A 12,649-nucleotide genomic window follows, 5' to 3' on the forward strand; every position below is an offset into this window, starting at 1 on the left:
CTGATGGATTGGATAACATAAAATATAACCTATAACTTAATATGTTCAATTGTTATGTGGATGTTAATTTTTTAACTAAAAAATAAAAATAAAAGAATAATTAGATACATAGATATAACGTTCAACTCTCCTGTTCAGGAAAATATGCTGATCTGTGAGCGGGATCGAGGAGTTTTTTTAACTGGAAGAAAAGACTTGGGGGCTATTCCTCGGCAAGATTATTTACAATCGAGTCAATATCAGAGATTGCTCAATTTGCAACATTAATATTAAAAAACGAAGTTTTATTGGAAAAATTAAAATTAAAAAGACAATAAAAAAATATATCTTTATTCACAGGAATTATATTTGGAGGCTTGACATTATCTCATGCGGAAATTATTCCACTTGGTACACAACTGGCAACTAACCAGAATATTTTTCATCATAATGTTCAGAGCCTGTGTCTCTTGATGTCTATAAAGTTGAAAGTGATGTTGAATTTGATATTATTCACGACTTCTTTAGTAGATTAATTGACACAGGCATTGATGTAAGTTAAATCCCGTTTAGCAGTTAGTTGAGAAACTGTAGATAATTGAATAATATAGTTGGATGAATTTACGAATATGATAATTTAAAATCATAAACTTTCATATTGTAAATAACGTATTTCTCTCCAGCAAACCTGACTTCAATTTCAATTAAATCATCTAAAATAAAATGATGAGAAACTTTTACATTCAAACCATTTTCATCTAAATTTGTGCTGCAATCAAATGGCTTGCCATCTTTTATCTCCGCAAGATATTGATTATTCTTTTTAATAATATATTGATACGGTGTGTGCCAATCACGATCAATAGTGAATTCAAATTCATTTTCACTTAATAATGTTTTCTTTATGATTTTCATAAAATAGGCCAACTCGGGAATATATTTTTCCTGTGGCATCCTTATTGTAATCAAGTTTTTATCATCGTTTTCCCATATATTTTTATCTAGCGGCGGCAAGGTTTTTAATATTTCTAATGTTTTTTCATTGGGTGTAATGCCCCATTTATTAAAAAAGACAGCCAAGTTAATATTCGCCAGTTGAGATGATGATATTATAAATTGTTGTTTTTTATCACTATTATTTATTGGTAATGAATCCATTATTCTATATATTTGATGGAGCTGAGGATAAAACCCATCACCAAATGTTAATTTTAATTGCCATAGCATTCCCAACTTTATATTAATGTCCTGGGTGTCAAAATTCTTCTTTTCAGCGGCTAAATATTCTTTGATCTTGGGGTAATATTTATCTAGCTGACTTGCCCTACCATAAAGCCCTTCTTGAACTGCTAAAGAATACAGGTTTACTGTAACCTCCATCATTCCGGTTCCTCCACTCCAGGTATAAGGAAATTGTTGCCTTTGATGACCACTTTCATGCCAGATCCCCCAACCATTATTGGTAGTTAATAATCGTTGAAGAGCCGCATCACCATTAAAGCCCATATGTCCATGAGTAGCGAACATATAAAAACGGTCTGATTCTACATATAACAATTTATTGGGATCACTCTTATAGTCTGCTTTTCCATCTTCTAATAATCCTGATATGCTATCCTGTAAGCGGATAAAATTATCATAATATTTCATTAATGCATTGGGATCGGTAAGGTATTTCTTAGCACTCTTATATCTTACAACAATTACTGCTCGTTCACTGCTAAGTTGAACAACAGGTGCTTGAGAATATAACTCCATCATATTTTCCCAATCTGTATTACTAGTTTCATTCAGCTTAAATGACGGCACTGGTTGTAATTCTGATTTAATAATGACCTTTACATAACCATAATTGTTGTTATTGGTAAAACAGAGTAAACCTTCATTCCTTGGTCTTAGTTTATTTAACCCTTTCGTTAACAAGTATTTTACTGGTTTATTCAATTCAGGGACACCAATCACCGCATTAATAGCACCTTTTATTTCTCCTTCAACATCAATAATCACTTCTTGACCGGCAATAACGTAAAACCCTGAGGGTTGTAATTCACTGTGTGCAAAAGTTCTTCGTTGTATTATTTTATATTCATTAGTAGAACCGTTACCTTGTACAATTACCTCTTTCTTATTCTCGCTCATTTCATTATTACCTTTTTATTTAGGATGGAAACATTGGAAAAATGCAGATTAACTGCATCTCGTCGAATCTATAGAATAACTCACGATTCATTTTGAAATGATATCATTACTAACAATTTGTCAAACATCCATAATAAAGTCATCTATCAGGAAATGATTTTATTTCGCTAAGAATATTTTCCGAGGCAACTTTATCTCAGAAACATATTAGCGACAGGAACTTTTACATCCTGAACAACGGGGTGAATCAATAAAAAAGCCTAATTGTCGGTTGCTTACCAGCGCATATTCTATAAATTTACTCAGGCTTTATTGACCTCGACCAGTAATGTTTGATGGGAGTTTCCATGTGCAAGCGGAGTTTTACGGGATGATGTCAGCACATTGACACAACCGCCCCAATCAACACCATTTTTATCCGGTTGCCACCATGCGCCGGTCGGCATTGCCACCACGCCGGGGATAATACGTTGAGTTACCTCCGCCGGGATCATAGAAACTCCGCGATCATTAAATACCCGAACCAAATCCCCTTGTTTAATTTTGCGTTCCTGCGCATCCAACGGATTAATCCACAACTTATGGGTTTGCACCTCCTTTAACCAAGGATTTGAATATTGGGTTGAATTGGAGCGGTTTTTCCCTTTCCAGGTAATTAATTGCAACGGGTATTTTTCAGCTAATTTATCCTCCGGCCCTTCGAATGCCGGTACATAATGTGACAACGCAGGGATTTCAGGATGTTGCATGTCATACAGACGTTTAGAAAATATCTCTATTTTTCCTGAAGGTGTGGGAAATGGATGATTTTCTGGGGCACGAATATTTTCTTCAAAAGCGACATAAGGCGGTATTTTGAAAAGATGTTTGTGTGTCCGTTGTAATTCCTCAAAAGTGGGCAGATTTTCTTTTGGCATAGCCTGACGGTTAGATTCCATAATATGGGCTATCCACGCTTTTTCGTCACGACCTTGGCTGAATTCCTGTTCAACGCCCAGTTTTGCTGCAACTTCGCGTATCCATTCATAATCAGAGCGCCGTTCAAATTCAGGTTCGATCAATTTTGATGACAGAATGAAATAACTGCCGGCGCCCCAAGGAAAGCCAATGTTCCAACGTTCCATAAAACTGGTTTCCGGCAATAAAATATCGGCATATCGGGCGCTTGGTGTTAGATAAAGATCACTGGAGACAATGAATTCAATTTTAGATTCATCTGCCAATATTTTTACTGTCTGATTGATATCAGGGTTTTGATTTGCAAGGTAATTACCGGCCAACGAGAATAATATACGAATATTGGTATTCAGCTTATCGGCACCCACTAAACCGTCTGCCGGGGTAACTTTACTGGCATCATCGGCTGCCTGGACCCAGTTCATCACGGAGATTTTTTCTTTTACTGGGTTTTGACCAATATCGAGTCCATAGAGGGATTTATTACCAGCGACACCACTGAAACCTGCTGCCCATCCCCCTTTTTTACCCACATTACCGGTTATTGTGGCTAAAATTGTTGCACCACGTGCAACACGTTCACCACAGATGTGGCGTTGTGGACCCCATCCTTGAATCAGGGCTGCGGGTTTAGTGCTGGCATATTCACGGGCAAGCTGACGAATGATATTCGCCGGCACTTTAGTGATTTTTTCAGCCCATTCCGCTGTTTTCACAATGCTATCTTTAGCGCCTGTCAAGTAAGCAATCAGAGATTCATTGGCGGGAACGCCATCCGGCATATTGTTTTCATCAAAACCAATCGTATAACGATCGATAAATTCTTTATCGTGCAAATTTTCACTGACAATCACATACATCATTGCATCCATTAATGCGTTATCAGTTGTTGGCAGCAAAGGAATCCATTGGTCAGCCAACGAGGAAGCAGAATCAGAGTAACGGGGATCGACAACAATAAATTTGGTGCCGTTCTTTTTCATCTTCTGGAAATAGTGGTTGGAGTGACCAAAAATAGTTTCAGCGGGATTATGGCCCCAAAGGATCACCAAAGGGGTATTTTCTAAGGTATCCAGTGTGCTACCCGAAGTGGCCACGCCGTAGGTATAAGGTGTCGCTGCCGCTGTATTGCCCATACTCACGGAATGGTAGAATTGTAAATGTCCGCCGGTAATATTGAGTAAACGACGCAACATTTTATCACCTGATGATACACCGCCGATTACCGCGGTATTAACGCTAACGTAGCGGCAAGCCGGGCCATATTTTTCAGTAATACTTTTTAGCTTATCCGCAATAATGGTTGTCGCTTCATCCCAGGAAATTCGTTCAAATCTCCCCTCTCCCCGCTTGCCAACTCGTTTCATCGGATATTTTAAACGATCAGGATGATAAACAAATTTGCGATAGCCCCTGCCGCGTATGCAAGCTTGCATGATCGGCATTGCTTCATCGAGTTCATGATCAGGTCTGGTGGTGATGCGGGTGACAACACCTTCTCGGACATGAGCTCGGATATCGCATCTTCCTCCGCAATCAAACGTACTACAGGTGGGTACGACTTTTGTTTCACCCGCATCAATAACATGAATCGGTAGCGAGCCTTGGCTTGTTTTCTTTTCGGCTATTGCTTGGCGGGCAGAAACAAAAGGAATAGATATAAGCGCTGCACTTGCTTGAATAGAACGACGACGGCTGACTGTCAGGTCATCATTCTGTTCATTGGCTTCATGATTTATTTTTCTATATTTCATATTAGCCTCCACATTGCATCTTATTCGCTGGATGTTATTTAGAAAAAATGGTTTAAATGTTGATAGCGATCAAGGATTAATAAAATTTAGATCACATTTTCTTGAAAAGTTTTGCTAAATATGGCTAAAAAATTGATACTGAAATGAATATTTTAAAATAATTTATATCACGAGTGAATATTTCAAGGTGTATATAAATTTATTACTTAAATTTCATGATATTGATGGAGTAGTGCTAATTATTTTATACTAATACTTACCTCTCGCATTCAAAATAGGGTATTCAATAGAATCATATAATTTTAACTTAATATCTGAAATAGTCATAAACATTCTGAAGTTTTATTTGCGGGATTGAATAAAAACCTTAGTTATCAAATAATTGGCTTCCATGAAACAGATACCCAAAAATGAGATCTTATTGGAGAACAAACGATGAATAAAACATTAAGGAATATATCCTTATTTACAGGCATTATATTTGGCAATCTGGCATTATCCCATGCCGCAATTATTCCAGCAGGTACATTATTATCAGTTAATCAAGATATCGTTCGCAATAATGGTTCAGAACCTGTATCTCTTGATGTTCATAAAGTTGAAAATGATGTTGAATTCAATATTATTCATGATTTTTTCAGTGGCTTAGTTAGCGCGGGCAGCGATGGAAAAATCAATCCTGATTTAGCGGTTAGTTGGGAAACCAAAGATAATAAGGTGTGGTTATTTCATCTAAGAAAAGGAATAAAGTGGTCTGATGGTTCTCCTATTACTGCCCATGATGTGGTTTTTAGCTGGCGGCGTTTAGTTGATCCCAAAATTGCGTCTCCGTATGGCAGTTATCTTGGCAACATGCACGTGGCCAATGCTAAAGATATTGTTTCTGGTAAGAAGAAGATTGATGAATTAGGTGTAAAAGCACTGGATAATTTGACTTTGGAAGTAACGTTAGAACAACCGGTATCCTATTTTTTACAGATGTTGGCATATCCTGTCATGGTACCCATCAGCCAAAAAGCGGTTGAAAAATATGGTGAAAAGTGGACTCATTCCGATGTATTTGTCAGTAGCGGGCCATTTAAGCTAGCCGAATGGATTGTTAATGAAAAAGTTGTTGGAGTCAGGAATTCACAATATTGGGATAATGCCCATACTGTTATTAATCAAGTCACTTATCTTCCAATAGCATCAGAAACAGCAGATATAAATCGCTATCTGGCCGATGAAATTGACATCACCAAGAATATTCCATCAATTTTATTTAAATCTTTAAAGGCCAAATTAGGTAGTCAGGTTCATATCACGCCAGCATTAGGTGTTTATTATTATGATTTTAATAATCAAAAAGCGCCTTTTAATGATGTTAGGGTCAGGCAGGCATTAAATCTGGCTTTAGATAAAGAGATCATAGCGAATAAAGTTTTAGGGCAAGGCCAAGAACCTGCTTATAATCATACTCCTCCCAATACCGGAGGAATGGATTTAGGGCAGCCTGATTATGCATTATGGACACAGCAAGAAAGAGTTGAGAAAGCCAGGCAATTGTTAAATGAAGCAGGTTATGATAGAGATAATCCATTGAAATTTAAACTTCTTTATAATACATCAGAAGAGCATAAACGGATTGCTATTGCGGCGACTTCAATGTGGAAGAAAAGTTTGGATGTAGATATTGTTTTGCAGAACCAAGAACGAAAAGCTATGTTGGATGTTATTCGTCAAGGTAATTTTGAGATGGTGAGATATGCGCGGATTGCTGATTATGATAATCCTGCCTCGTTTTTAAATAATTTTGTCACTGATAGTTCTAATAATACATTCTTATATAGCAATTCAGCTTATGATGATTTGATAAATAAAGCTAAAGCAACAAATGATCGAAAATATTTTCAGCAAGCAGAGGATATTCTGGCAAAAGATGTACCGGCAATTCCTGTTTATTACTATATCGGCGTCAGATTAGTTAAGCCTTATATTGGCGGGTATTATATGAGTCCGTTGGGTTTTGTGTCGACAAAAGATCTTTATGTTATTAAGCATTAATAACATATTATTGTAGTATTTGAGTCGATATTACGGTTTTGAACAGATTTTAGCTTTATAGGTTTGCTCCCAAACTATGTGGAGCAAACCTACGTAACAAAGTTTAAAGACCGAATTTTTCTTTAAGTTTATCAAGCTGCTGTTGTTGAAATAACTCAAACTCAGCTCTTGGCTGCTGCAAACGTATAGAATCTAACATTGGATCTTTGACTTCCGTACGAATGCCGCTCATCTGTTCAAGTACAGCCAATCCACAGAATGGGACATAGGATTCCGCATACCCGCCTTCATGAACAACAACGAGTTTTCCGTCGCATAAATTATCTGCTGCCTGTTGCACTAGTTGGGTCATCTCCCGAAAACTTTCACTATGGAGCTGCATCCTTGCCAGAGGGTCCACCGCATTCGCATCATAGCCACAGGCGACAATAATCAGTTCCGGTTTAAAACGTTCAAGCGCAGGAAGTACTATCTGTGTCATTGCATAGATATAGCTATTATGTCCGGCTCCAGCAAGTAATGGGATATTCATGTTATAACCTGTCCCCTCGCCTTCCCCGATATCATCTTCACCGCTGTATCCGTTAGGGAAACAACCATCCTGATGTAGCGAGATGGTCAAAACATCAGAACGATCCCAATAAATATGCTGAGTACCATTACCGTGATGAACATCCCAATCAATGACCGCAACTCGTTTTAAATCAAAACATGCTTTTGCCTGTTCAATGGCCAATGGGATATTTGCTAGGAAACAAAATCCCATTGGCTTATCAGGCAAGCAGTGATGACCTGGCGGTCGAGAAAGGCTGTAAGCATTATCAAGCTCACCGCTAAGCACGGCTTTCACCGCAGCACAAGCAAGGCCAGCTGAAAGCTTAGCAATTTCATAGCTTCCCGGTCCCAGAGGGGCTTCTATACCAAGCATTCCTCCACCATTATCACTGACTTGCTTAAATCGCTTCAAATACTCTTCTGGATGGATTTTTCGTAGTGTTTGCTCATCAATAGGCGATGCCGAAGAAAGGTGCAAAGAGCGGCTCAAGCCTGATACATCTATCAAATTTTTCAACCGCCTTTTTGTTTCCGGCGATTCGGCATGTGCAGTTCCAGAAGAAGGCTGAACCCAACCACCGACAGGCAGAGTCGTTATATACATGCCAGTGGTATGCCAAAAACAATATTCATCAAAGAAAAACCCTGTATTTCGCTTCATTATCATTTCCTTCTACATTAAATTAACTCACGAATCGGTTTTCATTACCTTTATCGATAATTTCTTTATTTGAATTATCTGCATAAGAATAGACTGACGAAGATACATCACCATAACCATAAATAAGTGTTTTTGAGATAGCTGACGTTACCTGAAACGCATTAATTGACTATTGTATGAACTATGTGAAATAAATTAAGAAAATCATATCCTTTTATATTACAAAAAATAATAACAGGCATATTTCAAACAAAATTTCAATAACTTAATATAATTAGATTATTAATCAATTTATGAAATGGATAATCATATTATATTTATCTAGAATTGATAGTTAAGTCCTGGGGCTTTATTTGTCGTAGATAAATTATCCTGTAAAATGGAGGACACTATTATGTATAAACATAAAGTGAAAGTGATGACTTTAGCCACGACGATAATTACTGCTTTATTTAATGGCGCATGGGCTCATGGTTATATTGACAGCCCAGGAAGTCGTGTATTCCTTTGTTCTGCACAGGGAAATGAACAAAATACGAATTGTGGATTGGTCAAGTATGAACCTCAATCTCTTGAAGCGAAGAAAGGCTTTCCACAAGCGGGTCCAGAAGATGGCCATATTGCCAGCGCCGGCATTGGTCATTTTGGCGAATTGGATATTCAAACCGAAGATCGTTGGAAAAAAATCCCTATTACTGCCGGTGATATTGAGTTCCAGTGGGAAATTATGATTCAACACAAAACCTCAAGTTGGGAATATTTTATTACCAAACCTGATTGGGATCCCAATAAACCTTTAACCAGAGAGCAATTTAATAGCACACCTTTCTGTTTTGAGGATTATCAGGAAAAAATGCCGGGCAGCAGAGTTATTAATAAATGTACTTTACCAGATGGTTATCAAGGTTATCAAGGTTATCACATTATACTGGGTGTTTGGACAATTTCAGATACCCTCAATGCATTTTACCAAGTGATTGATACAACAATTAGCCCTGCTTGATTATAAAACAACTATTATCAGGAACAGCATAATGCTGTTCCTGTTTATCGGGTTTCTTGTTCCATCCATTGAACTAAGTTAATTTCGATGTAAACAAAGATGTTTATGAAAACAAAATTAACATTATGTTTGGTCAATAGAAATAATCGATAAAAATAGTCATAAATAGTCATTATTCGCGTACTATACCAAAAACAATATTCATCAAAGCCCCCCGTTTAACTGCTGGATTTTGAGGTCAGAGCCACTCGGTGAAGCCCCATGTCCCGGTAAAGTCTTTAAATATCTTTAGCTGTATGTGGCCCTGAACTCCAACAAATGCAAGATGGTCATCCTTCCTCATACACCACTCGAACCCTCCAGACGGACGCTTAATCACAACCATATCTTCCCATTTTTGCTGGTACTGAGCTTTACAGATAAGTGTCTCGTGAGCGTCGTAGCCAAGGTAAGCCCCTTGATCACTTACAGGGGATGCCCGGCAAATAAAGCCAAGGTAGCCCCCATGCCAGACGCACTCAAATTTTTGGTGTAGTGTATTGCTCTCCCATATTGCCAATGAAACGCTCCCCGGCACTGCATGAAATATACTAGCCACCGTTACAGCAGTTGCGTAATCACCCGCTGGATACGGATGAATAATATAGGATTTTCCTGGGATAGGAATATCGTTGCCTGTGAGTATTCCCATAATCATTATTCCCGTAGTCATTCTTCGTTAGTTTATGTGGTATTCATTGTATTCGCATTCATTTAGATAGATATTTTAATTATTGTGTCATTTTTAATGAAGCGTAATATTAATAATAAACATCAGCATCCTGATATATAAATATCTATAAAATATCATAATAAATGACATCGACAATCCAATCATGAATTTCTATACAAAGACATTATAACTTTTATTGTTTATTTTAATATTTAAGGAATTGGTGTGGCGTATCGCGCAAAAGTGACAGTAAAAACTCTCCTTCATAGAACGGCGCTTTTTATTTTTTGTAACCGTACTCTGGTATCTAATTCACAATATGGACTTGGGATTCAATCAGATTGAATACAGCGATGAAATTTATCCTTGTTGGTAGTATTGCGATCCAGCTATGGCTAACAAATTCACTAAAACCTGTCTCTATTTCCCCAACTTCGGGCATTGTTGTGCAGCTGCTGAAATGGATATTTCCACCAAACAATCTTGTTCACTGTAACGTTCTAGGTGGTTGAACATGCATCCGACGTATGTGAATTTCATGCTTTGCTTTTGAATGTTATTTATGAGTTTGATGTTTGCACCTTTTCTGTTTTATAATAAATGTATGTTGTAACTAATTTTGTTATTGAAATGAATAAATACTTATCAATTGAAGATTTGAATCGTTGTTTTCAACAACAAGAGAGCAAGTTAAAACAACTGTACGAACAACTACATAACTATTCCCTTCTAGCCGCTCACGTGTTCGTTTTGCCAGAAGTAGAGAAAGGAAGTGAACATGACCCTGTAACAGAAATCATTGTTAATGAAATGACTGGTAATGACGCTCTAAATCTAGGATTAAGTCATTACCAGAAGCTATTTATCTATCACAACAATCAAAATATCAGTAGTAAAGCTGCCGTTCGTCTTCCCGGTGTATTATGTTTTTCTGTGAATCAACCACAATATCGCTCTGCTTTACTTTTGATTGAAGAAATTAATAAGTTGAAAGCAGAACTTGAACATATCGTAACTGTGCAATCAGGGGTGGATAAAGAACAACGGTTTGAGTTTGTTCACAGTCAGTTACATGGTTTGATAACTTTAAACGCTTATAGAACCATCACTCCCCTTCTCAATCCTGATTCAGTTCGTTTTGGTTGGGCGAATAAAAATATCATTAATAAAGTTACAAAAGATCAAATCCTGCAACGTTTAGAAAAGAGTTATAACTCTGGGCGTGCCGTTTCCCCCTATTCTCGTGAACAATGGGCAGCATTGGTCGCCAAAGAAATTATCGATATAAAAAAATTGCCTGATGATGTGGTGTTAAAAATCAAACGTCCCGTAAAAGTACAACCCATTGCGCGAGTCTGGTATGCGGAACAACAAAAACAAGTGCAATATGCTTGTCCCCTGCCGATCATTGCATTTTATGTTAACTATGGAGATAACCAACCAAAGATAGGTAGACTTACTCACTACGATGCCAGTGCCATAGTGCATCGCTATAAACCCAAAGCCAAACCACTAGAGTTAATTATTCCGAGACTACATTTATATCGTGAGATTTAGCGCATGTTGCTTATTTGACCAAGCATAGTCAATTGTCTATTATAATAGTGACAAAGACCGAGGAGGTGCTTATGCAAGTTTTTACACCAAGCCACAAAGTCCAGAGTAACCCACTTTGGCGAACAGTTGGTTTCCCATCAAGCAGTGGGCCACATCTGAATGCAATATTAAATGAAGGGTAACCAATCACTATAGTTGATAAAATACAACATTGGTCAACGTTTGGTAAAGGGGATATTTTGCGGATTGAAGGTGCCAAAATACGCAGCTATTCAAGACGCTGCTCAGGTAAAGGTAAACCCCTTGTTCCACCAGGACCCGAAAACACGAGAGCTCGTTTACCGGAACGGCGAAGGTTCTCCTTGGGGTTTGGAGAGTAACAGAACCAAAATAACGGTTAACGGCGTTTACTGTTCCGTTGCTCCACGACCCCCTAAAATTAGCTTCCTAATATTGTTTATACATACAGTATATTGCAGCTATTCAGGAACAGGCTATGCCGGCAACATATTCACGTTATTGATTCAACTAAGAATTACGGTCAGTCGGGCCAGAACGTCATCCATGATTTTTGCAGGCACACGCTCAAGCCGCTTTCCGCCCCGTGCGCCCATGTCAATTGTGCGCGGCTGATCGCAGCGCACAACGCCGGTTGTACGTGTACCGGCACCGTCCAGCGATACTGCAAAGCCAGCGGTACGGGCAAAATTACCACCGCTGGTAACGGGTACCACTACAGGCAGGCGGGTCACGCGGTTAAAGGCCGCTGGCGTGACAATCAGCACCAGCCGCGTTCCCTGCTGCTCATGGCCTGCGGTAGGGTCGAGTGAGACAAGCCAGATTTCCCCTCTCTCCATATCAGATTGCCTCCCGGCCTGCAGCTGGCGCGTCCAGCCATTCACGATCTTCTGCACTGATTTCGGCATCCGGATCGCACTGTGCCAGCAGTTCAGCAAGCGAATATTGTGGGCGCTTGTGCGGCTCCACTATCAGCCGGCCATTATCAATGACCATGCCGACTTCATTATCTGCTCCCAGAGACAGTGCGTTCAGCAGCGCCGGCGGAACGGTCAGCATAACGGAGCCGCCGACTCTCTTCAGACGAGTGGTATGCATATTTCACCTCCATAAAAGTTATATATAAATATAACATCCAACAGGGAAATAAACCAAGCGGCAACACTAAAAAGTTAAATAAATATATAACTTTTTATCCCAGAAGCGTAGCAGGCCCACTGCCAGTAGCGGTGGAAACCATAAACCTAATCCCACGTATTCCCGTTTAAATA

Annotated in this window: 9 protein-coding genes and 2 pseudogenes; 4 read left to right on the forward strand and 7 right to left on the reverse strand. The window is 38.7% G+C overall.

Annotated elements, in window-relative coordinates; genetic code table 11:
- Positions 1-600: 600 nt before the first annotated feature.
- The 3 genes and pseudogenes from EAE93_RS03880 to EAE93_RS03885 form a co-directional block, all read right to left on the reverse strand.
- Positions 601-2,118: a M60 family metallopeptidase gene (locus EAE93_RS03880; RefSeq protein ID WP_214039117.1), complete on the reverse strand. Its 1,518-nt coding sequence runs from the start codon at positions 2,116-2,118 to the stop codon at positions 601-603.
- A gap of 219 nt (positions 2,119-2,337) precedes the next feature.
- A pseudogene (locus EAE93_RS24320) lies at positions 2,338-2,424 on the reverse strand (DMSO/selenate family reductase complex B subunit); the annotation flags it as partial.
- Positions 2,421-4,829, reverse strand: a complete 2,409-nt coding sequence (locus tag EAE93_RS03885; RefSeq protein ID WP_214039118.1) for a DMSO/selenate family reductase complex A subunit — start codon at positions 4,827-4,829, stop codon at positions 2,421-2,423. The pseudogene EAE93_RS24320 and the gene EAE93_RS03885, both read right to left, overlap by 4 nt.
- 435 nt (positions 4,830-5,264) lie before the next feature.
- Here EAE93_RS03885 and EAE93_RS03890 point away from each other — a divergent pair, with 435 nt between their 5' ends.
- The gene (locus EAE93_RS03890; protein WP_214039119.1) at positions 5,265-6,872 is read left to right on the forward strand and encodes an ABC transporter substrate-binding protein; all 1,608 of its coding nucleotides are present in this window, start codon (positions 5,265-5,267) and stop codon (positions 6,870-6,872) included.
- Between the two features lie 103 nt (positions 6,873-6,975).
- On the opposite strand, the gene EAE93_RS03895 is transcribed toward EAE93_RS03890, so the two are convergent.
- Positions 6,976-8,088 (reverse strand): class II histone deacetylase, encoded by a 1,113-nt coding sequence (locus EAE93_RS03895; protein ID WP_036805917.1) that lies wholly within the window; start codon positions 8,086-8,088, stop codon positions 6,976-6,978.
- Between the two features lie 394 nt (positions 8,089-8,482).
- On the opposite strand from EAE93_RS03895, the gene EAE93_RS03900 reads away from it, so the two are divergent.
- Positions 8,483-9,091 (forward strand): lytic polysaccharide monooxygenase, encoded by a 609-nt coding sequence (locus EAE93_RS03900; RefSeq protein ID WP_214039120.1) that lies wholly within the window; start codon positions 8,483-8,485, stop codon positions 9,089-9,091.
- A gap of 238 nt (positions 9,092-9,329) precedes the next feature.
- On the opposite strand, the gene EAE93_RS03905 is transcribed toward EAE93_RS03900, so the two are convergent.
- Complete coding sequence (locus EAE93_RS03905; protein ID WP_228999136.1) at positions 9,330-9,782, reverse strand: hypothetical protein; 453 nt, start codon at positions 9,780-9,782, stop codon at positions 9,330-9,332.
- 651 nt (positions 9,783-10,433) lie between these two features.
- Between EAE93_RS03905 and tus the strand changes: the two genes are divergently transcribed.
- Complete coding sequence (gene tus, locus EAE93_RS03910; RefSeq protein ID WP_046395347.1) at positions 10,434-11,360, forward strand: DNA replication terminus site-binding protein; 927 nt, start codon at positions 10,434-10,436, stop codon at positions 11,358-11,360.
- Between the two features lie 71 nt (positions 11,361-11,431).
- Positions 11,432-11,659 (forward strand): annotated as a pseudogene (locus EAE93_RS03915) (toxin-antitoxin system antitoxin component); the annotation flags it as partial.
- Between the two features lie 225 nt (positions 11,660-11,884).
- Here EAE93_RS03915 and pemK-mt read toward each other — a convergent pair.
- Entirely contained in the window at positions 11,885-12,217 is a 333-nt protein-coding gene (gene pemK-mt / locus EAE93_RS03920; RefSeq protein ID WP_036805906.1) for a type II toxin-antitoxin system toxin endoribonuclease PemK-mt, read from the reverse strand.
- Between the two features lies 1 nt (position 12,218).
- Complete coding sequence (pemI, locus tag EAE93_RS03925) at positions 12,219-12,476, reverse strand: type II toxin-antitoxin system antitoxin PemI (protein WP_036805903.1); 258 nt, start codon at positions 12,474-12,476, stop codon at positions 12,219-12,221.
- Positions 12,477-12,649: the final 173 nt, after the last annotated feature.

This window comes from Photorhabdus akhurstii (assembly GCF_018448925.1).
Classification (GTDB): Bacteria; Pseudomonadota; Gammaproteobacteria; order Enterobacterales; family Enterobacteriaceae; genus Photorhabdus; species Photorhabdus akhurstii.